We start from the raw sequence: 24,909 nt of genomic DNA, 5'->3' as shown, positions 1-24,909 counted from the left end.
CTTTTACTATAATAACCGGTTAACACGTTAAGTTCATTTTCATAGTACCATGGCTATTATATTTATGCAAGCGTTTTCTTTTCGTTTTTTGAAAATAGGGTATAAATAAGTAATCTGTATTAAAGGGGGATATAATGGGAGATTTTTTTAGCAAATGGGGGAAAATGCTACTTGTCTTGGGGCTTGTTTTAAGTATTTTTAGTGTTTCTACAACTGGTCAGGCGGCGGCAAAGGAAACTGTGATTAATAAGCAGATGGTGACAACAGCCAGCCTTAATGTTCGTACAACAAATGCCACATCCGGGAAAGTGATCGGTTGGCTCAAGAATAAAACAAAATTTAAAGCCATTGCAAAAACGTCTAACAACTGGTATAGAATCAGTTTTAAAGGAAAAAAAGGCTACGTATCTGGGAAATATGTAAAAGCAGCTGGTGCCTCAACGCCCGCACCCAAACCATCAACTCCAAAGATTATTCAAATGAATGTACCTTTAATTGTGCAACGTCCGCAACTTCCAACCGGATGCGAAATTACAAATGTAGCCATGATGCTGCGTTATGCAGGTAAAAACGTAGACAAAGTGAAGTTAGCAAAAGAAATGAAACGTCATAAATCTAATCCAAATTATGGATTTGTAGGTAATCCTTTTTCTAAGAGTGGTTGGACAATTTATCCACCCGCTTTAGTCAACCAAGTAAAGAAATATGCTGGCAGCGCGAAAAACATGACCGGAACGAATTTAACAGGTATTAAAAATCAACTGAACAAAAAACGTCCAGTTGTAGCTTGGGTCAGTAATTTCCAAGGATTTTCTGTCCATGCAATCACTATCACTGGTTATGATAAAAATAATTTTTACTATAATGATAGCTGGTCTGGCCAAAAAAACGCTCGAATTTCACAGAGTTATTTTAATACTTGTTGGAGCAAACAAGCAAAACGCGCAATTTCATATTAATGGAAAAGCAGAAGTCTTATGTATGCCATTTTTTGGATGGTGTTACACAATGATTTCTGCTTTTTATTTTATGTATTGTTTTTAATTATCTAATTTGATGGAGTTTTGGCAGTCATAAATTAAAATTTCATTTCGAATTATCTGGTTACTCCGATAATGAACCATCCATTCTTTTAAAGCTTTACCAGTTTTAGACTCAAATGAACACTCCATTTGGGCTACGATATCAGCATAATCGGCAAGTAAATCTACCCATATTTGTTCAATTCTTACTAACTCTTGTTTACCCTCATCTATTATTTTCGTTACTTTTTTAGGAACCTCCGCTTGTAAATGTTGTTTTTGCATTTGCTTTTCTAACGCTCTCTGTGCCGCGATAATATCTGCTCTATCTTGATTGCTTAGTTTGGCATCTTTATTATCCAATTCAGCTTGTAATCGTTGTTGTTCAGCTTTTGCATAGTAATCGTAATTTTCGATTTTCTGTGTTGTTGGTGAACTCCCGTACATTTTTTACCATCCTTTGCTGTTTTCTTTTATCCAGTTGCCTAATTCTTTATCTTTATTATTAAAAGCTAGCGCTGCACTAATTACTTCTTCTTTAAATCCATTTAGTTTTTGAATTGTTTTTCTATTTTCATCATAAAACTCTTCAAATTTATCTGTATTATGAAACCTATATACACCGTCTTTGTATTTTCTTGAAACCTCAGTAAGTACATCATCTACATCCCAGTTTGTTAATTCACTGTACTTTCCACCTTCCCATGTTTCTTCATCTAGCTGAGATCTCAGGCGCTGTGACTGTATTTTTTCCCACTCTTCATAGTCTTGCATAAAATTTTCAATCTGACGCATTTTTGCAAAAACATCATCCAAACGCTCGATTTGATTAATAATTTCGTCTGGTTTAACAAGTAATTCAGCCGCACCATCTACCCCAAAACAACCAATAAAAGTAGACTGCATATGTCCACCAATTCCAAATTTGTCTATATTATTTTCACTTGAATTACGTTTCATTAAGTATTGTCTATAAAAAACTTCCGCATTTGGTGGTAACATTCCAACGACATCGTCTGAATGATAATAATCTTTAATTAAATCCCAATACTCCCCATTTAAAGCCTTTTTTTGCTCTTTGTCCGTTAATTTATTAAAAGCTCTCGCGGCAGCAAATGTTACTGCTGGTTTTAGGTGCTTAACAGCTTCATACTGCGCTAATCCACCGCCTAAACTATGTCCTGTAAAACTATAGTCCTGCGTCTTAAATTTTCCAAGCGTATCATTAACGAATTTGTCATATACTTTAAATTGGCCTTCTTTATCATCTTCCTTTACAACCAGACCTAAGTTTTCTTTCCAATCATTTAATTCTTCAGATCCTCGCGATACAAAAACAATATGAGTATATTTTTTTAATTTCCCGTTATTGTAATCTTTATAATCCTTCAATGGCACCACTGCAATAGCTTGCAGACCGTTTTCTTTGTTTACTGAGTTGATTGTGATCCACTCTTCATCATTTGCTAAGGGTAACACACTTCCTATTTTTAGATATTTATTTGAGTATACTGCATCTGCTAAATAAAAATTTGTGTTATCTTTCACTTTCATAACATCTCTCCCTATTCTGTGTTATTATTTTTATGAGGTGAAGAAAATGAAAAAAAAAATCATTTTGATTTTTTTAACTATTATTATAATACTAGTTTGTATTGGAGGCTACCTTATTATGCAAAATCATGAAAAACAAAAAGCAAAACAACAATTCTTATCAGAAGAATCTCCTCGAATTGAAAAGTATTTAAAATATAATTACAAAAATATAGACAATGTTACTTTTACAAACGTATCTGTCACTGGTATGGGTACTCCTTATATAGAAGGCTATGTAAATGGAGATAAGGATTTATATATAACTGCATCTATTTATGGTAAACATTTTGAAGAAAATGTGGGTATGCCTATAGAAATGTATGAATGGGCTAAATACCCTACAGATAAGTCTGTTTCTGAAATCGAAAAAGAAGAAACTTCCCATAAATAATATTACTTAAAACCCCCACCTTCATCGCCGAAAGTGGGGGTTTGTTAGTTATTAATCGATATCTTTACCGTTTGTTTCAATTACTTTTTTGTACCAGTCGAATGATTTTTTCTTCGAGCGGTTTAGTGTTCCGTTGCCTTTGTTGTCGCGGTCAACGTAGATGAAGCCATAACGTTTTTTCATTTCACCAGAGCCAGCGCTGACAAGGTCGATGCAGCCCCATGGTGTGTAACCAAGAAGTTCCACGCCGTCCTCGATTGCTTCACCCATTTCGCGAACGTGTTCACGCATGTAATCGATTCTGTAATCATCATTAATAGCGCCATCTTCTTCCACTGTATCTACTGCACCTAATCCATTTTCTACAATGAAAAGTGGTTTTTGATAACGGTCATAAATTGTATTCATAGTGATACGAAGACCTAGTGGATCAATTTGCCAACCCCATTCGCTTGCTTTTAGATATGGGTTTTTTAGTGTTGCAAAAACATTGCCTTCTGTTTCTTTGCTTTTCTCTGGATCTGCGCTTGTTAGACGAGAAGAATAGTAACTGAATGCCACATAATCAACTGTGTGATCGCGTAATGCGTCTAAGTCGCCATCTTCCATTTTGATGTTAATGTTGTGTTCTTTGAAGAAGCGTTTAGTGTAGCTTGGATAGTAACCACGCGCTTGAACGTCAATGAAGAAATAGCCTTCACGGTCCGCTTGAATGGATTTCCAAACATCTTGTGGATTACATGTCATTGGGTATGTGTTCCCAGCTGCAAGCATACAACCTATTTGGTTTTCCGGGTTGATTTCATGACCAAGTTTTGTTGCTAAAGCAGATGCAACTAATTGGTGATGTGCCGCTTGGTATTTGACTTCTTCTGGGTTTTCTTCATTCGTAACGTCCATGCCGCCACCAAAGAATGGAATATGAAGAATCATGTTAATTTCGTTAAATGTCATCCAATATTTTACTTTATCTTTATAACGTGTGAAAATAGCTTCACAGAAATTCAAGTAAAAGTCGATACATTTGCGGTTTTTCCAACCACCATATTTTTTGAAAACTTCTAGTGGAGTATCGAAATGATTGATTGTAACTACTGGCTCGATACCATATTTATGACACTCATCAAAAACTGCGTCATAAAATGCTAATCCTTTTTCATTTGGTGTAGTTTCGTCACCATTTGGGAAAATACGTGGCCAGCTGATGGACATACGGAAACATTTGAATCCCATATCCGCCATTAATTTAATGTCTTCTTTATAACGATGATAAAAATCAATTGATTCATGACTTGGGTAAAAACCATAATCAGTGGAAAGCGCTTTCGTTGGATTGAAAAGTGCGTCCCAACGTCCGTCCTCTACTGTTGGTACTATATCTACTAGTGAAAGTCCTTTACCGTCTTCAAGATAAGCGCCTTCACATTGGTTTGCAGCAACTGCTCCGCCCCATAAAAAGCCTTTAGGAAATTTTGATTCTGTCATTTTGTGTAACTCCTCTCACGAATATAATTTACTTCTTAACTATAGAATATGTAATGCATTACATAGCAAGCAATAATTTTAGAAATTTTTTATTTCGTCTTCTAAACCCTTTAAAAATGCAAAAAACGAGCATAGAAAATTAATTCTATACTCGCTCCTTTTTATAACAAATGATTCATATGACCAATTTCCATTACCCAATAAGAACCAATAACTACGACAATCGCAATAAATGCTGCGAATAAAATGTTACCAATTTGAATTTTGCCATCGCGGCCTTCCGTCATATGCATGAACATTAGAAGTTGTAGGGCTGCCTGAATGAACGCAAAGATGAAAATAATAACTACCTTAACATTTGTTGTAAGCGTTGAATAAAGAGCTACCCAAACTGCTAGAAGCGTCAAAATAACTGATAACGCGAAACCAACAATATGTTTCCAAGGAATGCCACCTTCAGCATGTGCTGCATTTGATTTATTATTTTGTGTCATATTAGTTCACCATCCCTAGCAAATAGACACCGGTGAAAATGAAAATCCACACAACATCAAGGAAATGCCAGTATAAACTGGAAATAAATACTTTTGATGCTGTTTTTGGTGTCAAACCATGCATTTTAATTTGAATCAGAATAAAACTAATCCAGAAAATCCCGACCGTAACGTGAAGTCCATGTGTCCCTAGTAAAACGAAGAATGCCGACCAGTAAGAACCGACTTGCATTGTAACGCCTTCTGTCACATAGTGTGCAAATTCATATAACTCAAAGCCAACAAATCCCGCACCAAGAATGAGTGTAATAATCGAGTAAATCGTCAACATTTTCACATTGCCTTTACGCATCTCACCAATTGCTAGACCACACGTAAAACTACTTGTTAATAGTAAAAATGTCATTATAAGGACAAGCCAAAGTTCAAACATTTCTGCTGGCGGATGACCCGCATTCGAGCCAGCCTTTCTCATAACAAAGTAAGTAGCAAAAAGAGTAGCAAACAATGCGATTTCGGCGCCAAGGAAAATCCAGAAACCAAGAATATTTAATCGACCTTGTTCTGACCTATATTCTATTGGCAGATTTTTATTTGCTTCTACAGATTCCATGGGTTCCCCTCCTTCACACCAGTCGCAAGTTCGCGCGCATTATGTTCTTCTGTTTCTTTAATTTCATCCACTTCAACGTGGTAGCCATCATTGTTTTGGAATGAACGATAAATCATACATCCTAAAATACCAACGAGACCAATAATTCCTAACCAGTACCAGTAAAAGACTAATCCGAAACCTGCAATGAAGAAGAAAACGGACATTACAAAACCGACCATTGTATTACTTGGCATATGAATTGGTTTATAATTCTTGTCATTCACATATGAATCGCCTTTTTGTTTTCTATTCCAGAAATCATCCAAGTCGTTCCATTCTGGTAAAACAGCAAAGTTATATTTTGGAGGAACTGCAGAACTTGTAGCCCATTCAAGCGTACGAGCATCCCACGGGTCACCAGTAACTTCACGTTTAGAGTGTTTATGGCTGTAATAGATGTTATAGCAAAGTACTAAGAATGCTACACCCATCAAGAATCCGCCCACTGTGGAGATAAAGTTAAGCGTTGTCCAACCATCACCTTGAACATAAGTATAAATACGACGAGGCATACCATCTAGTCCTAGGAAATATTGCGGGAAGAAACAAACGTTAAATCCAACAACAAAAATCCAGAAGAACCATTTACCAATTTTTTCATTTAGTCTGTAACCGACCATTTTTGGATACCAGTATGTAAGCCCGGCAAAGCAGGAGAATACAGTCCCAGCAATTAATACGTAGTGGAAATGAGATACTAAGAAATACGTATTATGATATTGATAATCGGCTGCAGCCATCGCAAGCATAACCCCAGTTACCCCACCAACAACAAAGTTAGGGATAAAGGCAAGCGACCAAAGCATTGGTGTTGTAAAGGTTATTCGCCCTTTATACATCGTAAAGAGCCAGTTGAATATCTTAATCCCGGTCGGTATCGCAATCATCATCGTTGTAATGGAGAAGAAGGAGTTAACAAGCGCCCCTGATCCCATTGTAAAGAAGTGATGGACCCAAACAAGGAAACTTAGTAAAGAAATAACTGCCATCGCGGCAACCATCGCCGGATAACCAAATAATTTTTTCCTGGAGAACGTAGAAATAATCTCTGAGAAAATACCGAAAGCTGGCAAAATAACAATATAAACTTCCGGATGTCCCCAAACCCAGAACAAGTTAGCCCACATCATTGGGAGCCCGCCATTCGTGAGTGTGAAGAATGCTGTCCCAAACAGTCGGTCAAATGACATTAGTGCAAGTGCCACTGTTAAAACTGGGAAAGCGAAAATGATGATTAAGCTTGTAATTAATGAAGACCAAGTAAACATTGGCATTTTCATTAACGTCATACCTTTTGTACGCATTCGTAAAATCGTAACGAAAAAGTTAATCCCCGTCATCAGCGTACCAATACCAGCGATTTGAACACCTAGAAGATAGAAGTTAATTCCATATCCAGCGCTAAAATCTGTCGCAAGTGGCGCATAGTTTGTCCAACCAGCATCTGGTGAACCACCAATTACGAATGATAAGTTAAATAACATCGCACCCATAAAGAATGTCCAAAAACTTAAGTTGTTTAAAAATGGAAATGCTACATCACGTGCACCAATTTGAAGTGGCACTGCAATGTTCATAAGTCCAATAATAAACGGCATTGCCATAAATAAAATCATAATAGTTCCGTGTGTAGAAAATACTTCATTGTAATGCTGTGCGTCCAAAAATTTCATATCCGGTAAAGCTAGCTGGGTACGCATCATTAGCGCATCCACACCACCACGGAAAAACATTAAGACAGCAGCAAGCAAGTACATAATACCAATTTTTTTATGATCAACGGAAGAAATCCACTCTTTCATGAGCCACTTCCATTTTTTTGTATAAGTTAGTAACGCAACAACACCAATACTTACAAGTACGATAGATATCTGCGCACCTAAAATCATCGGGTCGCCAGTTACGATAAACTCATTCAATTTCATGTCTTATGTCCCCCCCTTTAGTTCCCTGCGTCATCCGATTCTTTTTTATTGAATTCATTTGTTTGGATGTCTTCTTCCATTTTCTTCATTTCGTCCTCACGATGTTTATCCTCGTGGTAACCTTCACCGTTTTTAATAATTTGCGGCTTCATATCATGACGCTCAAATTGCGGATTAGTTACTGTCACAGGACGAACCGGTAGCATTGGCTCATCAGAAATGGTTGATTTAGTGTTTGGATTATGTGGATTTGTCATCTCATAACCAAAACGTTTGTAAGCATAGAAAACATACTCTGGATCAGCTGCCACATCAACAAATGCTAAATGCGTACCAGAATAAGTTTTTTTCTTAGAACTTCCAGGAATTAGAAGACGGTCATAAGTGTCTTGCGTAATAACTGGCGAATTTGCTTTCGTTTCTTTTGCCCATTTTTTGAAATCTTTTTCAGATTGAGCTACTACATCAAAACGTTGATCCGCAAAACCTTCACCGTTGAAGTTCGCGTTACGCCCTTTGTATGTACCAACTTCATCTGCTTGTAAATATAAATTCATCGTCATTCCTGACATCGCATATTTTTGCCCACCTAATTGTGGTACCCAAAAACTCGTCATTGTATCTGCAGAAGTTAATTTGAATAATACAGGACGGTCAGTTGGAATATTTACATAGTTAACCGTCTCAATAGACTCATCTGGATAACTAAAAATCCATTTCCAGTCTGCACTTGTTGCATAAATAATAATTGGATCTTTGTGCGAAGTCACTTTTGGCGCTTCTTCCCCTGCATAAATTGTTTTTACAGTTGGAATAGCTAGAGCGATAACGATAGCCACTGGAATCATTGTCCAAAGAATTTCCAGTTTTCTACTACCATGCATATCTGGCTCATAGTTTGAAATGTCTTTCCGTTCGCGGTATTTAACCAACATAATCGTAAACAATACAAAAATCGTCAAAACAATAACCAGCATAAATATAATCGAATAAATAATTAAGTCCGACTGACCTTTTGCAACTGGCCCTTTTGGATTAAGTACTGTCAAGTCACCACAACCACTTATAAGGCCGGTAACCCCAAGTAGTGCCGTGAGTAGCAAAGATTTAAGTACCTTTGACACCCGAATCCCCTCTTTTCCTTTTGATGTTTTCTAATGTGTATTTTTGCGCAAAAATACCATTACCGGAGTGCTGAAAGAAGCTTGTTAGAACTCCTATGTAATTGAAAAAATGCTTTTTCTATGCGATTCTTTTAAAAAGCTCACAAACTTTTTTAAAATTGATTAGCATTTTTAGAATCACTATGTTCATACTCTAACTCATTATATCTGATTTGAAACCTTAGTTCAAAAACCTGATATATTAAATATTTCACAAACTTTCGTTCTGTTGACTATTCCCTTGATTGTGAAATTTAAAACAAAAAAAGCAACAAACAATTTATCTTAGTTTGCTGCTTAAATTTTATTCAGTAATTTGCACTCTCCCTGTATGGAAAGGTAAATGCTTAATACCAAGGGTTTCCCATTCATTAACTAGTTTTTCGGCTAGTTCCTTTGTTTTTGAGAAAGCTATACCACAATCTCCACCGCCAGAACCAGAAGATTTTCCTGCTCCACCAAAGTTTTCAGCTGAGTCAGCTAGTTCTTTTAATAAGCTAGTTTCAATATTTACACCAGCTTTTGTTCCAAGTTCTTGAAGGATGCGACGATTTTCTTTAATTGATGAATAAAGCAGTTCCTCATCTTTCGTATGGAAAGCTTGAATTATTTGCTTCATTATCTCATTATTTCTAGTTAAGAAATGTTGGTAATTCTTGCTATCTTCTTGTTTAAACGCATGAATTTGCGAAACAAGTTTTCCAGTACTAACAGGTGTACCCGTCCATCCAACAGAAAAAGTCGGGACTGGTTCTTCTAATGTTTCGATTTGAAGCATTGGCCATGGCTCTTTCATAAACCATTCGAGTGATTTATAAGCTAAACGATGCTTCACCCATTCTTGATCAAATGTAGTGTAAGCAATCCAGCCACCGTACATACAAGAAGCAATATCCCCACAAGAACCATTCCCTTGTACTACTAAATGCGAAAGTGCAGCTAATTTGAATTTTTTTAACATAGATATTTCAGGATAAAATTTAGTCATTAGCGCGTTGATTACAGCTACTGTTGCTGCTGCGCTCGAACCTAGTCCATATTTAGCTCCAGATTGGTCGATTAATTCTGTTTCAATAACCATTTTCACCGGAGTTAGCTCGATGCCTTCTGATTTTAAGAAAGTTGTCGCAATATTAATTGCTTCAGCTGTAAACGTCCAATGTTCCCCGTCCGGTTTGAGTTCTCCGCCAACCGGCCATGAAACTGGATTTTCATAGTGAGGAATCCATAATTCATTACGATCACTATCTTCGAGTGTCAACGTTATATAACGATTAACAGCTGTTAAAATGGCTGTATGACCGGATTCTACAACTGCGTATTCACCAGCAACATATAATTTTCCGGGTATTTTAACCTGTAGTTTATTTTTCATCTGATATAACACTCGCTTCCTTACCAGCGTGGCAAATTAGAACATTTTTAGCCAAACCTGACAACTTCTCTGCTACGATATTTTCATTTTCGCGCTCACAAATCACTTTAACATTCGGACCTGCATCCATTGTAAAATAGGCTGGTATGCCATTTTCGCGTAGTTCTCTAACAGCGTCCATTATTTCGAGTGACTGAGGTTGAAAATACGTAAAAGGAGGTTCTGCACCAAGTGTTGTCGCATGCATTTTCATTCCATTTCGTTCTGTAATTTCACCAACTTTGATAAAATCTTCGTTTAAAATTGCTTTTTTCATTTCTTCTAAATCAGTTTCAGCAGCAGATACCCATTTTTCAAAAAACGGAGATGTTTCTACGGTTAAACGCATTCCATCACGACTGGAAACTTTCTTTTCTTTGTCAGAAACGACTGCAACTACTAATGACATTTTATCGCATAATTTATTGGTAAAAGGAATTGCAAATGAATCATTGCCATCTGGTTGTTGCCCTTTTTCCCAAATAACAAAATCACCAAAAACCGAACGAGAAGCAGACCCAGAACCAAAACGCGCTAGTCTGGAAATATATTCTTTTGTATCATCCCTACCGGCAGCACTGGATCCTGCAAGTGCAAGGGCCGCAAACGCCGAAGCTGATGAAGCAAGTCCAGCAGCAGTCGGAACGTGGTTTTCAGAAGTTATTATTGCCTTTGATGTAATACCAAATTCTTCTCGCATTTTATCTATAAAACGAGCTACTTTTGCATCCGTTTTTTGTTCACCATTTAAAATAAATGTATCTTGGGCTGAGTTTTTGTCCCATTCTACCGTTGTTTTTGTATAAAATTTATCTACCGTAAAGGATAAACTACTGTTTGCAGGTAGAATCAAGTGTTCATCGCGTTTTCCCCAGTATTTAATTAGCGCCACATTCGTGTGTGCGATGGCTGTCGCTCTCATAACTACCTTCTCCAATCGTAAAAATCCATTCTTGTGCAGCTCCAGCATTATGAAGCGCCTTCGTTATTTGTTCAGCGATTTCTTGATTTTTTGCTACAGCGATAATACATCCACCTCTACCGCCACCTGTAAGTTTCGCCCCATCTGCACCACTATTTCTAGCTACTTTAATTAATTTTTCTAAACTACTATCACTAACTGTCAAAGTTTCCAAATAAGACTGAGCTCTATTCATTGCAGCACCAATCTTCACGGTATCTGCATCGCCTTCTAAATGGTGCTTTATTTCCCGGGAAATATCCCCTAGTTGTTGAATTATTTTTCCGATTTCAGCTTGATTTTCTTTATATAAAACTTGGACATCCTTAACGGCATCCCTGGTTTCACTTGGCACCCCAGTATCTGCTACTACGAACGTAATTTTTTTAGGAAAGTGCATGATTTCTAATTTCCGGTCTCGTTCATACCAAACTGGCTTTTCACTCACGACCGTAATAGCATCAACACCACTAGCATTACCATGAGCAATTTTTTCTGCATCATTAACTATTGCTAATAATTTTTTTGAGTCTAATTTTTGATTGAAATATTTATATAGGCCACGCGCAATACTAGTCGCTACTGCAGCACTTGAACCTAATCCTCGTCCAATTGGAACGCCTGAAGTTACATGAATAGATACACATTCACCTTTGCCAATTTCATTTAAAACATCAATAACTAATGCTTTGATTCCTGCTAAGAAATCTGGCATATCTTCTAAATCACCTGTAAAAAATGCTGAAGAAAATCTGGTTTTTGTAGAAGTTTCTACATTTGTTGTTACTACTGCTTGTGTAAATGGGACTGAAATCGCCGGTTCTCCGTATACAACTGCATGTTCTCCGCATAATATCATTTTAGCTGTCCCAATGCCTGTAGCCAATGCACGCCAATCCTTTCTCCATCAAAATAATACAAACTTTAATACTTCATGATACCATAATTTTTTCACTAAAACCTTATTATAGAACTTTTTTTGACCCAAAACAATGACTGGCGCAACTTTTCCTGCGCCAATCACCATTTAAATATCCATTTCTCGATATTGATGTTGGAAAATACACATTCGAATTGCATCATGATATGTTCCATCAACAAAGAATTCATCAATTAACTCGCCTTCACGAATAAATCCTACTTTTTCATAGACATGAATTGCCTTTTCATTTACTTTATCAACTACTAAATATAGTTTATGCAAATTTAACACGTGAAAAGCATATTTCATCGCGAGTTTTGTGGCAGAAACAGCATAACCATGTCCCTGAAACTTAGGATCAATAATAATTTGAAATTCCGCTCTTCGGTGAATATAATCAATTTCCATTAACTCGACTAATCCAACCATTTGTCCATCTAATTCTAAAATAAAACGGCGTTCTGATTGGTCGTGAATGTGTTTATCATATAGCTCCTGAAGCTCGACGAACGCCTCATATGGCTCTTCAAACCAATAAGACATTATTTTCGCATCATTATTTAACCGGTGAACAAATTTCAAATCTTCTCGCTCAAGCGGTCTAAGTTTTAAATCTCCACTCATTTTTCCACTCCTAAATTATAAAATTGGCGATAGTAAACTAGAAAGAACTTCTTTTACGCGCGTAAGTAATGGTTTGTTTTCCATATCTTTCATCGTAAATAGTCGACTATCTTCAAAATCTTTCTTAAAATCACGTTTTAAATGATGCATAGCCTCGCTTTCATCATATAAGAATACCATTAATTCATGATTCAACCTAAAACTACGTACGTCAAAATTAGCTGTTCCAATAGCTGCACGTGTTCCATCCACTAACATTGCCTTTGCATGAACAAAAGAGTCATCGGCATAAGCATACATTTGCGCACCTGCTTCAATCATTGTTTTCACATAAGCATTACTTCCATGGAATGAAATCCCGCGATCGCCTTTTCCTGGAATAATTACCCGTACATCCACGCCACTCATTGCAACCCGGCGAATAACCGCAAGTGACTCCTCATCAGGAACAAAGTAGGGTGATACAATCCAAACTGATTCTTTGGCGGAATCAATCAAATCAAGCATTGAATCCCGAACCCATTTTTCTTTATCATAAGGTCCGCCATATATTACTTGCGCCCATTCTTCGCCCATATCAACTGGGGAAAAATATTGCTTTAATCCAGAGTCACTAATAAATTTATCCGCAGCTCCAGCTTGATTTTCCATGTAAATCCAATCATTTAGAAAAGATTCTTGAAGTTCAATTACAGCTTGTCCAGTGATTTTAATATGTGTATCTCGCCAAACTCGAAAATCCGGTGTATTAGAACGATATTCTTCTCCAATGTTCAACCCGCCTGTAAAGCCAATTTGCCCATCAATCACAACAATTTTGCGATGATTTCTTAAGTTGGCAGTTCTTACAATCCATGGTGAAGTTATTGGATCAAACGCATGAATACTAACTCCTGCTTCTTTTAGAGGCGCTAAAAATGATTTACTCAGTTTACTTGAACCAAGCCCATCGAACATAAACCTTACTTCCACACCAGATTTCGCTTTTTCCACCAAAATATCACGAATCTCTGTGGAAATCGCATCAGTTTTGAAAATATAGTATTGAATATGGATGTGGTTTTCCGCTTTTCTAAGCGCGTCTAGGAGTACAGGAAAAGTTTCCTCACCGTTTGTTAGTATTTCGATTTTATTTCCTTTAATTGGCTCTATAGAAGTTAAATGAGCAATTCGTTTAGAAAGTCTTGGTAATTTTTCATTGGTGTTGTTTGGAATTGCATGAATCGCATTAATTAATTTCGCTTTTTCCATTACTTGAGCCGTGCTGAATTTTCTAGTTGCTGGATTTCTACCAAATACAAAGTAACTAATCGTCCCAAGTACAGGTAAAATGAAAATAACTGCCATCCAGGCGACTTTTGAGCTCGTATTCCGTTGATCAAACAGGAGTAAACGAATTGCAATAATAATCCCGCATAATTGAATAATTATACTTGTTAGTAAGAAAAGTAACGTTGCATAATTAATTAAAACGAATTCCACTAATAATAAAACTACTGCTATAAACAGAAATTGAATCAGTTTGCGCATTTTTTTCAACTCTTCCCTTTTTTAGACCTATTAAGGATATTATACATAAATTATATTCAAAAAGCGCTTTTTTATACTAAGAAAAAGCTGGAAAATCATTCTAATTCGTAAATTAGAAAGTTTTCCAGCTTTAGTTTATTCTTCGATATCGCTTCCAGGAGCATCTTCAAAACTTTCATCAGGAACTTGCGTGATTAAAGTTTCGTCAATTTCTTCCTCAAGCTCCACTTCATCTTCTTCTTTTGGAACTTTTGCAACAGTAGCTACTTTTTCATTTTCATCTAGACGGATTAATTTAACACCCATTGCGCTACGGCCTGTTTGTGATACTGTATCAATTTCAAAACGAATCAAGACACCACTCACAGTCATTAACATTAAGTCTTCTTCGCCAGTAACAGTTTTCATTGCTACTAAGTTACCATTTTTCTCGGTAATTGTAACGGTTTTGACTCCCATACCACCACGATTACGAAGCGGATACTGGGCAGCTGGTGTTTGTTTCCCGTAACCTTTTTCAGTTACAATGAGTACTTTTTCGTTATCTTCTAGTACTTCCATACCGATAACTTCATCGCCTTCACGAAGTCTAATACCACGAACTCCGGCAGCTGTACGACCCATTACACGAATATTAGCTTCTGGGAAATAGATAGATTGTCCATGTTTCGTTGCGATAATCATGTTTTTGCTTCCATCTGTCATTTGAACAGAAATTAGTTCATCGTTTTCACGGAGTTCTACAGCACGAAGACCACTTTGACGAATTTTTGCAAATTGAGAAAGGGTTGTACGTTTCACGACACCATGTTTCGTTGTGAAGAATAGGTAGCTATCATCTGTGAATTCGGATAGGTTTATCACAGCATTCACTTGTTCTTGGCTTTCGATTCCAAGTAAGTTGATGATTGGAATACCTTTCGCTGTACGACCGTATTCAGGTACTTCATATCCTTTAGAACGGTAAACTTTACCAGTGTTAGTGAAGAATAGTAACGTATCATGTGTGCTAGTTGCAACTAGGTGTTCTACGAAGTCATCTTCATGAGTAGACATTCCTTGAATACCACGACCACCACGACGTTGACTACGATAAGTTGATAATGGTAAACGTTTAATGTAACCACGTTTAGTTAACGTAATCGCTACTTCTTCTTCTGGAATTAGGTCTTCATCTTCAAGGCTTACTAAATCACCAGCCAAGATTTCTGTACGACGTTTATCCGCATATTTAACTTTGATTTCTTCTAATTCTTCACGAATAATTTCAAGAATACGTTCATCATCTGCTAAAATAGCTTTTAAATCATTAATTAATGCCACTAAGTTTTGGTATTCTTCTTCAATTTTTTCGCGTTCTAAACCTGTTAAACGTTGCAAACGCATGTCTAAAATAGCTTGCGCTTGTTTATCAGAAAGGTTGAATTGAGTCATTAAGCCTTCTTTGGCTACATCAGAAGTTTTTGATCCACGAATTAATTTAATAATCGCGTCAATGTTATCTAGCGCAATTCGTAAACCTTCTAAAATATGAGCACGTGCTTCTGCTTTACGAAGCTCAAATTCTGTACGGCGACGAATAACTACTTTTTGATGTTCTAAATAATAATAAAGAATTTCTTTTAAATTAAGTACTTTTGGATGATTGTCGACTAATGCGAGCATATTTATTCCAAAAGTGGTTTGAAGTGCTGTCATTTTGAATAGATTATTCACAATTACACTTGCACTAATATCACGACGAACTTCAATAACAATGCGCATTCCTGAACGGTCAGACTCATCATTTAGGGAAGTAATTCCGTCAATTTTTTTCTCACGTGCTAGTTCGGCAATTCGTTCTACTAGGCGTGCTTTATTTACTTGATAAGGAATTTCGGTAATAACGATTGTTTCTTTACCATTTTTCTTTTCTTCAATATCCACACGTCCACGAACAGTAATTGAACCACGACCACTTTCATAAGCGCGTCGAATTCCGCTACGTCCCATAATCATACCAGCAGTAGGGAAGTCGGGTCCTGGAATGTACTCCATTAAATCACGAATACTAATCTCTGGATCATGACTAAGCGCCAATACACCATCAATTACTTCACCAAGATGATGAGTTGGTATATTCGTAGCCATACCAACTGCAATCCCTGATGAACCATTGACAAGCAAGTTAGGGAACCGCGCTGGTAAAATAACTGGCTCACGCTCAGAACCATCATAGTTATCAGCATAATCAATTGTATCTTTGTTAATATCGCGAAGTAGTTCCATTGAAATTTTTGACATACGTGCTTCTGTATAACGCATCGCAGCCGCCATATCCCCATCCACTGAACCAAAGTTACCATGTCCATCTACTAGCATGTTACGGTAACTAAAATCTTGCGCCATCCGAACCATTGTAAAATAAACCGCTGTATCGCCGTGAGGGTGGTATTTACCAATAACTTCCCCAACAATACGTGCTGATTTCTTATACGCTTTATCAGAAGTCATACCGAGGTCATTCATTGCATATAAAATACGACGATGAACTGGTTTTAATCCGTCACGAACATCTGGTAGAGCACGGGCAACAATTACACTCATCGCATAGTCTAAAAATGAAGTCCGCATTTCTTTATTTAAGTTTATCTCTGTTATTCGTTGATTTGGTGTTTCTGCCATTGTTAGAGAAACCTCCCTTTCAAAAGTAAGGCTGAATCTAGTTCAAACCTTTTAAAAACAATTAATGACCCAATTATTACCCGGGAAATATTTATTAAACATCCAAGTTTTTAACGTATTGTGCGTTTTCTTCAATGAATTTACGACGAGGTTCCACACGGTCACCCATCAACATTTCAAAAGTTTCATCAGCATCAATAGCGTCTTTGATATTCACTTGAAGTAGTGTACGGTGTTCTGGATTCATTGTTGTATCCCATAGTTGTTCTGGATTCATTTCTCCAAGACCTTTATATCGTTGAATGCTGTATTTAGTGTCTTTATCAAGGCTTGCTAGATAATCTTCTAATTGTCCATCACTATATACGTACTCAATTTGCTTACCGTGCTTAATTTGATAAAGCGGTGGTTGCGCAATATAAATATAACCTGCATCAAGCAGAGGACGCATATAACGATAAAATAGCGTAAGAAGTAGCGTACGAATATGTGCACCATCTACGTCGGCATCAGTCATGATAATAAGTTTGTGGTAACGAGATTTAGAAACGTCGAAATCTCCACCAAAACCAGTACCCATAGCTGTAAAAATAGTTCGGATTTCTTCGTTAGCTAAAATACGATCCAACCGTGCTTTTTCCACGTTCAAAATTTTCCCACGAATCGGTAAAATCGCTTGGAATAAACGGTCCCGACCTTGTTTAGCTGAACCACCAGCTGAGTCACCCTCAACGATGTAAAGTTCGCTGATTTCAGGGTTACGTGAAGAACAGTCTGCTAGCTTACCTGGTAAACTAGAAATTTCTAGACCACTGCTTTTACGAGCAACTTCACGCGCGCGCTTAGCAGCCAGACGTGCACGAGAAGCCACCACGCCTTTCTCAACGATTTTTTTAGCAACATCTGGGTTTTCCATCATAAATTTATTTAAAGCCTCAGAAAACAGCTTATCCGTGATAGAACGAGCTTCTGAATTTCCAAGTTTTGTTTTTGTTTGTCCTTCAAACTGCGGATCCGGATGTTTGATAGAAATAATTGCGGTTAAACCTTCACGAACATCTTCACCAGAAAGGTTGTCATCACTATCTTTAAACACTTTATTACGACGCGCATAGTCATTAATAACACGTGTTAAAGCTGTTTTAAAACCAGATTCGTGAGTCCCGCCTTCATACGTATGAATATTATTCGCAAATGAAATGATATTGCTTGAAAATCCAGTGTTGTACTGCATGGAAATCTCGACCATAATATCATCGCGTTCACCTTCCAAATAAATTGGTGGCTCATGGATAACATCTTTGGCTTTATTTAAATGCTCCACGTAAGAACGAATTCCGCCTTCATAGTGGAAATCTTTACGAACTTTGTGTTCTTCGCGTTTGTCTTCAATAGAAATTGTTAAGCCACGATTCAAGAAAGCAAGTTCGCGCGTACGAGTACGAAGCGTATCAAAATCAAATTCTGTTGTTTCAGTGAAAATTTGTGGATCTGGCGTAAAATGAACGATGGTTCCACGATAATCTGTTTCCCCTTGTACTTCCATATCCATCACTACATCACCACGTTCAAAACGTTGGTAATACTTTTGTCCTTCACGGTGAACATATACTTCAAGAGATGTTGAAAGAGCATTAACTACTGATGCACCAACTCCATGAAGTCCACCTGATACTTTATATCCGCCGCCGCCAAATTTACCACCAGCATGTAGAACAGTAAAAATAACTTCTACTGTTGGACGACCGATTTTTTCGTTAATCCCAGTTGGAATTCCACGTCCGTTATCGCGAACAGTTATGCTATTATCAGCTTCAATTGTAATTTCAATTTCTGTACAAAAACCAGCAAGAGCTTCATCAATTGCGTTATCAACGATTTCCCATACAAGGTGATGAAGTCCACGTTGACTAGTTGAACCAATGTACATACCAGGTCTTTTTCTTACAGCTTCTAGGCCTTCTAGTACTTGTATTTGATCTTCGTTATAATCTGAAGCACTTTCATGTACATTTGTAATATTTTCTTCTGACATTAATTATTCCACCGCACTTTCTTTTTCATCAAATTATATTAACCTAGATTAGGATTTTTTTACTGTACCTTTTTCTACATAAAATGTCGTTGCTTGTTTGAGCGTGTCATGATCAATCCCGCTCGTGCTTGTTGTCGTTACAAAGGTTTGTACTTTTCCTTCAATAGCTCCAAGCAAATGCGATTGACGGTAATCATCTAGTTCACTAAGTACATCATCAAGAAGTAGAACTGGATATTCTCCAGTTTCTTCATGGATTAGGTCAATTTCTGCTAATTTTACAGAAAGTGCCGTTGTCCGCTGTTGACCTTGTGAACCAAAATCTTGCACATTTTGCCCATTAATATAAAACAGAGAATCATCCCGATGTGGCCCAACAAGTGTGACACCACGGTCGATTTCTCTTTGTTTGATTGATTCCATTTTTTGAAGTAAATCCGCTTTCCACGTGTCGGGATCGTCCCCATTCAGTGTAACGGAAGCTTTATACTCGATTTTAAGTGTTTCTAATCCTCGAGAAATTTGGTGATGAATTGGCGCTGCATATGCTTCTAATTTTTGAATAAAATCAGCGCGCCTTTTCGTCAAATTAATAGCGACATCTGCGAATTGCTCTGTCAAAATATCGAGCAACATCGGATCTACTTTACGTTTCATTTGTAGCATCTTCAAGTATTGGTTCCGTTGTTGTAAAATCCGCTGATATTCACTTAAATTATGCAAATAAATCGGCTGCATTTGTCCAATTTCCATATTCAAAAATCGGCGTCTAATTCCTGGAGCACCTTTAACAAGCGATAAATCTTCTGGTGCAAAAATAACCACATTTAAGTTACCAACATATTGGCTCAGTTTCTTTTGTTCCAGATGGTTAACCTTAGCTCGCTTGCCTTTTTGGGTGATAGCAAGCTCTAAAGGGACTGTTTGCCCGCGCTTTACTACTCGCCCTTCCATTTTGGCTTCTTCTTTTTCCCACATAATAAAATCTTTATCATTGGTTGTCCGATGTGATTTTGCAAGAGCAAGCATAAGTACAGCTTCCAAAAGATTAGTTTTACCTTGTGCATTTTCTCCAAGAAAAACATTCACAGACGGGGAAAATTCTAGTTCTAAGTTTTCATAATTGCGGAAATTTCTTAAAACAATGCTTTCTAAATGCATCTGCTATTACCCTTGCTCAATTTTTACTTTTCCAACGCCAGGAACTAAGATTACATCGCCATTACGAAGCTTTTTCCCCCGGCGATTATCTTGCTCTCCGTTGATGTAAATCGTATTTTCACTAAGGTACGCTTTTGCCATTCCGCCAGTCGAAACTACATCAATCATTTGTAAAAGTTGACCAAGCGTTACGAACTCACTATTTATCTTTACTGTTTCAGCCAAAAATTTCACGCCCAATCTTTTTTTATCACTACCTTCTATTTTACTAAAGTTTTGCCAATAATACAAAGAATATTTTCATATATTCGTTTTTCAGCTTTTTTAAGCAAAACTAATGGGGGGATATTATTTATTAAAAAAAATAAAATATGAGCTTCTGTGGCGTTTTTTTGTTAAAACTGTTATTTTCGCCTGATAACTGCTTTTTTTTGCCAAGTTCCAGATTTATATCGCCAAACTCCTAGCATCGTCGCAGTAATCCATGCAACAGGTGTCGCCCACCACAGTCCAACATAACCAATGTAAAGAGATAAAACAAATCCAATTACAAGCCGTGAAACCAATTCGAAAATGCCCATTGCTAAAGGAACCATCGCATCTCCCGTACCACGTAATGTTTCCCGCACGACAAACAAAATACCAACTACAACATAAAATAACGACACAATAAGTAAATAACTCACGCCAATATTAATAACTTCCGTCTCACTAGAGTCTACAAATAATAATAAAAATTGACGCGCAAAAAGTTGAACTAAAATCGTAATTCCAATACTGATAACAGTAACTACTTTAATTCCTGACCAAAAACCTTCGCGAACGCGGTCCAATTTTCCTGCACCAATATTTTGACCAGCAAACATGGAAGATGCAGCTCCAAAGGCAATTCCAGGTTGATATGTAAGTGAATCAATTCGACTAGCTGCAGTATACGCCGCAACAACGGACGAACCAAAACCATTAATTAAACTTTGAAGCGCCATATTTCCGATAGAAATAAATGATCCTTGTAACCCTGAAGGAAGTCCAATTCGCACCATTTCCTTAAGTAAAGGGGTAGATAACTTAAATCTGGAACGCTCTATTTTCATAAAAGGTACATGCCGATAAGCATAATAAATAACGGCTATTGCTGCCCCAGCTTGTGATAAAACTGTTGCAATCGCAGCTCCACGAACGCCCATACCCATATAAACGACAAATAAAAAATCAAGCGCAATATTAAGTAACGAAGATAAAATCAAAAAAATCAGTGGAGTGATGGAATTTCCAAGGGCCCGCAAAATCGCTGCCATCCCGTTATACAAACTCATTGGTAAAATTCCAATAAAAAGAGTAGTCAAAAAAATAGTTGAATCATCTAAAATATTAGCTGGTGTTCTAAGTAAAATAAGTAAGGGCTTCGCAAGTAACACTCCTGCAACTGTCAAAATAATCGCCGAAAAAACCACCGCATAGGTTGCTGTAGCGATAACATCTTTTAAACGATCATAATCTTTAAAACCAAAATACTGAGCTACTACGACAGAAATACCGCTCATAAGTCCAATAATCAAAGAAATCATAAAAAAATTGACTGAATTTGTCGCACCAACAGCTGCAAGCGCGTCTACACTTACAAATTTTCCAACAATAACCGCATCAATCATCGTATAAAACTGCTGAAACAAGTTTCCAATTAACATCGGCATCGCAAATAAAAAGATTAATTTTGTTGGATTACCTGTTGTCATATCTTTCATCATGTTAAAATTACCCCCGTTTGCATAAATATACATTTTTTCTAAAAAACTGTACTATAACAAAAAAAGAATCCGCCTTGAAACCAAGACGGATGTGCTTTTTTGCAAGATTAGTAAGTTCTAACCGGCGTGATTAATTGTAAAATTTCATTTGGATTCGTAGCATCTTTTGGTCGAAGCACGAATGGTCTCATTGTACCTGAGAAGGAGATTTGAATATCATCACCTTCAAATGCACGCAATGCATCCATCATGTATTTACCGTTGAAGGAGATTTTAATTTCTTCACCAGTAAAACTTTGACTAAAGACGTTTTCTGAAACATTCCCAACTTCAGGAGAGTTAGAGGATACTTCAACTTGTCCATTTTCAAGTGTCATTAATTTGATAACGTTATTACGATTTTCACGAGCAAGTAGGGAAGCACGATCAATCGCTTGTAAAAATGCTCTTGAATTAATAACTAGTTCTGATTTAGTGTCGGTTGGAATTAAACGCGACGTATCAGGATAACTACCTTCTAGTAAACGAGAATAGAATAATAAATCTTTTAATTTAAATAGTATTTGGTTATTTGCGAGTGTCATTTCAATAGATTCACTTGCATCATCTAAAATTTTGTTTAGTTCAGCTAAGCTTTTTCCTGGAATAACAATGTTATATTCTTCATCAATGTCTGTTTCCAGTGGAATTTCACGTAAAGCTAGACGATGACTATCTGTTGCAACTGCACTCAGTTTATTTTCTTTAATAATCCAGTTAACACCAGTAAGAACTGGGCGAACTTCAATTGCAGAAACAGCAAAAACAGTTTGTCTAATGATATTTTTAAGGACATTAATTGGAATTTTAATATTTTTACCATCTGTAACTTCTGGTAATTTAGGATATTCCATTGGATCTAAACCATTTAGCGTAAAGGATGCTTGGCCAGAACTAATATTAGTTTGATAATTTGTTGTTACTTCAATTTCTACATTTTCTTCAGGTAAACGACGAACGATATCGCCGAAGTACTTGGATTGAAGAACAATACCTCCAAAACTTTCCACTTCTACAATTACTTCATCATTTTCAATTAATGGTATAAATGCTTCGATGGAAATATCTGAATCACTACCAGTTAGTGTTACACCTTCATCATTTACGACTATTTTTATTCCCGTTAAAATTGGAATCGTTGTTCTTGCAGAGATGGCACGAGTAACTTCATTGACTGCTTGGACAAGACGATCACGCTCAATAACAAATTTCATGAGTATCCCCCATTTTTTTATATTTTGTAAAACCTCAAAAACCTTTAATTAATTAATAAAAAATCGTAGTAATAGTAATAGGCGCTGTGGATTTGTGGATAAGTAGGTTCTAAGCTATACGTCATAAAGTTTTCCACATGTTGATAACTTGTGGGTAAGTATGTTTCAGTTATCCACATTGTACACAGGTCTATTAAAACATATTTTGTGATTTTCTTAAATTTTTTTCAATTTCAGCAAGGTCATTTTTCAACACTTGATCGGTTTTTAGTAGTTGCGATATTTTTTCATGTGCATGGATGACGGTGGTATGATCTCGTCCACCAAATTCATCACCGATTTTAGGTAATGAAGCATCTGTAAGTTCTCTTGAAAGATACATAGCGATTTGGCGAGGAAATGCAATACTTTTCGTCCGTTTTTTTGCTTTAAAATCTTCCAAACGAACGTGGAAATATTCGCCCACTGTTTCTTGAATACCACTAATTGTAATAACTTGTGATTTAGAAGAGGGGATAATATCTTTTAGTGCTTCTGCCGCAAGACCAGCTGTTATATCTTTATTAACAAGTGAAGAATAAGCAACTACCCGAATGAGTGCGCCTTCTAACTCGCGAATATTCGAATCAATTTGGTTTGCAATATAAAGCATGACTTCATTTGGAATATCTAATCCGTCTGCTTTTGCTTTTTTACGTAAAATAGCAATCCGTGTTTCTAAGTCTGGTGGCGTAATATCAGTAATTAAGCCCCATTCAAAGCGGGATCTAAGCCGATCTTCCAGTGTAGGAATTTCTTTTGGTGGTCGGTCACTAGAAATAATAATTTGTTTTTGTTCATCATAAAGTGTATTAAATGTATGGAAAAATTCCTCTTGTGTTCCTTCTTTACCGGCTAAAAATTGGATATCATCAATAAGTAAGACATCGACATTCCGGTATTTTGTACGGAATTCTTCGGTTTTATTATCTCGAATGGAGCTAATAAACTCATTAGTGAATTTTTCGCTGGAAAGGTACATTACTTTGGCATTATCTTTATGTTGCTGAACATAGTGGCCAACTGCATGCATTAAATGTGTTTTACCAAGCCCAACTCCGCCGTAAATGAAGAGCGGATTATATGCTTTTGCTGGAGCTTCGGCTACTGCAAGTGATGCTGCGTGGGCGAATCTGTTCCCTGAACCAATGACAAATGTATCGAAAACATAACGCGGATTAAGCATATGTTTGCCAATTTCAATACCATCTTCATCTAACGCTGGATTTGGTTTAATCACCGTATATTCAAAGTTTTCTTCCTGCTCGCCATCAATAAAGCGGACATCAAATAAGCGACCAGTTATTTCTTGCAAAATGTTAGCGATAAATTGCGTGTAACTCTTCTCTAACCAATCGCGAACAAAATTATTGGGCGCTGAAATAATAAACGTATTACCTTCTAATGAATGAGCGGTTGTTGATTTCATCCATGTATCGTAACTAGGTTTACTCATATTTTTTTTAACGATTTGCAGAGTTTCCTGCCAGATGTCTTCAATTGATTGCACTAGTAACCCCCCTTTTTTAAGTAATGTAAATGGATGCTATAAGTTATCCACAGATAGAAAAAGCCATGGATAAGGTTATCCAAACACTGTTAAAAAATTATCCACAAAGTGAAAACGGATTGTGGATAACTTTATTTTTCCCCAGCTATATTTCTATTCGACAGGAATTATAATATCAGAAAATCACTCTGATAGCAAGGACTTACAAAATCTATCCACAAAACTGTCCAGATGTGAAAAACGGTTGTCCACAGCCAGTTAACTTGTGTATAACTTGTGTGTAAAGAAAACTGTAACGAAATTGTTAGAATTAATTA

General features: G+C 36.8%; 21 protein-coding genes. 2 read left to right on the top strand and 19 right to left on the bottom strand.

Annotated features, from left to right (window positions below; genetic code table 11):
• Positions 1-134: 134 nt before the first annotated feature.
• Positions 135-959, top strand: coding sequence for a C39 family peptidase (locus LWE_RS00105; protein WP_011700900.1), 825 nt, complete (start codon positions 135-137; stop codon positions 957-959).
• Between the two features lie 81 nt (positions 960-1,040).
• Here LWE_RS00105 and LWE_RS00100 read toward each other — a convergent pair whose 3' ends face one another.
• Both LWE_RS00100 and LWE_RS00095 read right to left on the bottom strand, forming a co-directional pair.
• Positions 1,041-1,469 carry a hypothetical protein gene (locus tag LWE_RS00100; RefSeq protein WP_011700899.1) on the bottom strand — a complete coding sequence of 143 codons (429 nt, stop codon included), beginning with the start codon at positions 1,467-1,469 and terminating at the stop codon, positions 1,041-1,043.
• 3 nt (positions 1,470-1,472) lie between these two features.
• Positions 1,473-2,576 (bottom strand): alpha/beta hydrolase family protein, encoded by a 1,104-nt coding sequence (locus LWE_RS00095; RefSeq protein ID WP_011700898.1) that lies wholly within the window; start codon positions 2,574-2,576, stop codon positions 1,473-1,475.
• Between the two features lie 46 nt (positions 2,577-2,622).
• Between LWE_RS00095 and LWE_RS00090 the strand changes: the two genes are divergently transcribed.
• Entirely contained in the window at positions 2,623-3,009 is a 387-nt protein-coding gene (locus LWE_RS00090) for a DUF1433 domain-containing protein (RefSeq protein ID WP_011700897.1), read from the top strand.
• Positions 3,010-3,060: 51 nt separating this feature from the next.
• Here LWE_RS00090 and LWE_RS00085 read toward each other — a convergent pair whose 3' ends face one another.
• From LWE_RS00085 to dnaA, 17 genes are all read right to left on the bottom strand, one after another.
• The gene (locus LWE_RS00085; RefSeq protein WP_011700896.1) at positions 3,061-4,494 is read right to left on the bottom strand and encodes a 6-phospho-beta-glucosidase; all 1,434 of its coding nucleotides are present in this window, start codon (positions 4,492-4,494) and stop codon (positions 3,061-3,063) included.
• Positions 4,495-4,655: 161 nt separating this feature from the next.
• Complete coding sequence (qoxD, locus tag LWE_RS00080; RefSeq protein WP_003725633.1) at positions 4,656-4,988, bottom strand: cytochrome aa3 quinol oxidase subunit IV; 333 nt, start codon at positions 4,986-4,988, stop codon at positions 4,656-4,658.
• 1 nt (position 4,989) lies between these two features.
• The gene (gene qoxC, locus LWE_RS00075; protein WP_011700895.1) at positions 4,990-5,601 is read right to left on the bottom strand and encodes a cytochrome aa3 quinol oxidase subunit III; all 612 of its coding nucleotides are present in this window, start codon (positions 5,599-5,601) and stop codon (positions 4,990-4,992) included.
• A complete protein-coding gene (qoxB, locus tag LWE_RS00070) occupies positions 5,589-7,568 on the bottom strand; it encodes a cytochrome aa3 quinol oxidase subunit I (protein WP_011700894.1) in 1,980 nt (659 codons plus the stop codon). Before qoxB ends, qoxC begins: the two co-directional genes overlap by 13 nt.
• Before the next feature lie 17 nt (positions 7,569-7,585).
• Positions 7,586-8,692 carry a cytochrome aa3 quinol oxidase subunit II gene (qoxA, locus tag LWE_RS00065; RefSeq protein ID WP_011700893.1) on the bottom strand — a complete coding sequence of 369 codons (1,107 nt, stop codon included), beginning with the start codon at positions 8,690-8,692 and terminating at the stop codon, positions 7,586-7,588.
• Between the two features lie 343 nt (positions 8,693-9,035).
• Positions 9,036-10,106 carry a phosphomevalonate kinase gene (locus LWE_RS00060; RefSeq protein ID WP_041176286.1) on the bottom strand — a complete coding sequence of 357 codons (1,071 nt, stop codon included), beginning with the start codon at positions 10,104-10,106 and terminating at the stop codon, positions 9,036-9,038.
• Positions 10,096-11,067 (bottom strand): diphosphomevalonate decarboxylase, encoded by a 972-nt coding sequence (mvaD, locus tag LWE_RS00055; protein ID WP_011700891.1) that lies wholly within the window; start codon positions 11,065-11,067, stop codon positions 10,096-10,098. Before mvaD ends, LWE_RS00060 begins: the two co-directional genes overlap by 11 nt.
• On the bottom strand, positions 11,024-11,992 hold the full coding sequence (gene mvk, locus LWE_RS00050) for a mevalonate kinase (RefSeq protein WP_011700890.1): 969 nt from the start codon (positions 11,990-11,992) through the stop codon (positions 11,024-11,026). The genes mvaD and mvk overlap by 44 nt, the downstream gene beginning before the upstream one ends.
• A 141-nt stretch (positions 11,993-12,133) precedes the next feature.
• Positions 12,134-12,652, bottom strand: coding sequence for a spermidine N1-acetyltransferase (gene speG / locus LWE_RS00045; protein WP_003728720.1), 519 nt, complete (start codon positions 12,650-12,652; stop codon positions 12,134-12,136).
• A 15-nt stretch (positions 12,653-12,667) separates the two neighbouring features.
• A complete protein-coding gene (gene cls / locus LWE_RS00040) occupies positions 12,668-14,182 on the bottom strand; it encodes a cardiolipin synthase (RefSeq protein WP_011700888.1) in 1,515 nt (504 codons plus the stop codon).
• 135 nt (positions 14,183-14,317) lie between these two features.
• The gene (gene gyrA / locus LWE_RS00035; RefSeq protein WP_011700887.1) at positions 14,318-16,846 is read right to left on the bottom strand and encodes a DNA gyrase subunit A; all 2,529 of its coding nucleotides are present in this window, start codon (positions 16,844-16,846) and stop codon (positions 14,318-14,320) included.
• A gap of 94 nt (positions 16,847-16,940) precedes the next feature.
• Positions 16,941-18,881, bottom strand: coding sequence for a DNA topoisomerase (ATP-hydrolyzing) subunit B (gene gyrB / locus LWE_RS00030; RefSeq protein WP_011700886.1), 1,941 nt, complete (start codon positions 18,879-18,881; stop codon positions 16,941-16,943).
• A gap of 48 nt (positions 18,882-18,929) precedes the next feature.
• Positions 18,930-20,042 (bottom strand): DNA replication/repair protein RecF, encoded by a 1,113-nt coding sequence (recF, locus tag LWE_RS00025; RefSeq protein ID WP_011700885.1) that lies wholly within the window; start codon positions 20,040-20,042, stop codon positions 18,930-18,932.
• Between the two features lie 6 nt (positions 20,043-20,048).
• On the bottom strand, positions 20,049-20,267 hold the full coding sequence (gene yaaA, locus LWE_RS00020) for a S4 domain-containing protein YaaA (protein ID WP_010990152.1): 219 nt from the start codon (positions 20,265-20,267) through the stop codon (positions 20,049-20,051).
• A 179-nt stretch (positions 20,268-20,446) separates the two neighbouring features.
• Positions 20,447-21,790 (bottom strand): MATE family efflux transporter, encoded by a 1,344-nt coding sequence (locus tag LWE_RS00015; RefSeq protein WP_011700883.1) that lies wholly within the window; start codon positions 21,788-21,790, stop codon positions 20,447-20,449.
• Positions 21,791-21,897: 107 nt separating this feature from the next.
• The gene (gene dnaN, locus LWE_RS00010; protein ID WP_011700882.1) at positions 21,898-23,043 is read right to left on the bottom strand and encodes a DNA polymerase III subunit beta; all 1,146 of its coding nucleotides are present in this window, start codon (positions 23,041-23,043) and stop codon (positions 21,898-21,900) included.
• 193 nt (positions 23,044-23,236) lie between these two features.
• Positions 23,237-24,592 carry a chromosomal replication initiator protein DnaA gene (dnaA, locus tag LWE_RS00005; RefSeq protein ID WP_003759425.1) on the bottom strand — a complete coding sequence of 452 codons (1,356 nt, stop codon included), beginning with the start codon at positions 24,590-24,592 and terminating at the stop codon, positions 23,237-23,239.
• Positions 24,593-24,909 lie beyond the last annotated feature (317 nt).

Origin of the sequence: Listeria welshimeri serovar 6b str. SLCC5334 (assembly GCF_000060285.1) — a bacterium.
GTDB lineage: Bacteria > Bacillota > Bacilli > Lactobacillales > Listeriaceae > Listeria > Listeria welshimeri.
The sequence above is the reverse complement of the archived record's forward strand: the minus strand, read 5'-3'. Positions and strand labels throughout refer to the sequence as shown.

Coding starts and splice junctions, on each gene's coding strand:
- qoxC (WP_011700895.1), bottom strand. CDS start 5,601: ATGGAATCTGTAGAAGCAAATAAAAATCTGCCAATAGAATATAGGTCA.
- dnaN (WP_011700882.1), bottom strand. CDS start 23,043: ATGAAATTTGTTATTGAGCGTGATCGTCTTGTCCAAGCAGTCAATGAA.
- cls (WP_011700888.1), bottom strand. CDS start 14,182: ATGCGCAAACTGATTCAATTTCTGTTTATAGCAGTAGTTTTATTATTA.
- LWE_RS00015 (WP_011700883.1), bottom strand. CDS start 21,790: ATGATGAAAGATATGACAACAGGTAATCCAACAAAATTAATCTTTTTA.
- LWE_RS00105 (WP_011700900.1), top strand. CDS start 135: ATGGGAGATTTTTTTAGCAAATGGGGGAAAATGCTACTTGTCTTGGGG.
- recF (WP_011700885.1), bottom strand. CDS start 20,042: ATGCATTTAGAAAGCATTGTTTTAAGAAATTTCCGCAATTATGAAAAC.
- LWE_RS00060 (WP_041176286.1), bottom strand. CDS start 10,106: ATGAAAAATAAACTACAGGTTAAAATACCCGGAAAATTATATGTTGCT.
- LWE_RS00100 (WP_011700899.1), bottom strand. CDS start 1,469: ATGTACGGGAGTTCACCAACAACACAGAAAATCGAAAATTACGATTAC.
- speG (WP_003728720.1), bottom strand. CDS start 12,652: ATGAGTGGAGATTTAAAACTTAGACCGCTTGAGCGAGAAGATTTGAAA.
- mvaD (WP_011700891.1), bottom strand. CDS start 11,067: ATGAGAGCGACAGCCATCGCACACACGAATGTGGCGCTAATTAAATAC.
- LWE_RS00095 (WP_011700898.1), bottom strand. CDS start 2,576: ATGAAAGTGAAAGATAACACAAATTTTTATTTAGCAGATGCAGTATAC.
- LWE_RS00090 (WP_011700897.1), top strand. CDS start 2,623: ATGAAAAAAAAAATCATTTTGATTTTTTTAACTATTATTATAATACTA.
- gyrB (WP_011700886.1), bottom strand. CDS start 18,881: ATGTCAGAAGAAAATATTACAAATGTACATGAAAGTGCTTCAGATTAT.
- gyrA (WP_011700887.1), bottom strand. CDS start 16,846: ATGGCAGAAACACCAAATCAACGAATAACAGAGATAAACTTAAATAAA.
- LWE_RS00085 (WP_011700896.1), bottom strand. CDS start 4,494: ATGACAGAATCAAAATTTCCTAAAGGCTTTTTATGGGGCGGAGCAGTT.
- qoxB (WP_011700894.1), bottom strand. CDS start 7,568: ATGAAATTGAATGAGTTTATCGTAACTGGCGACCCGATGATTTTAGGT.
- qoxD (WP_003725633.1), bottom strand. CDS start 4,988: ATGACACAAAATAATAAATCAAATGCAGCACATGCTGAAGGTGGCATT.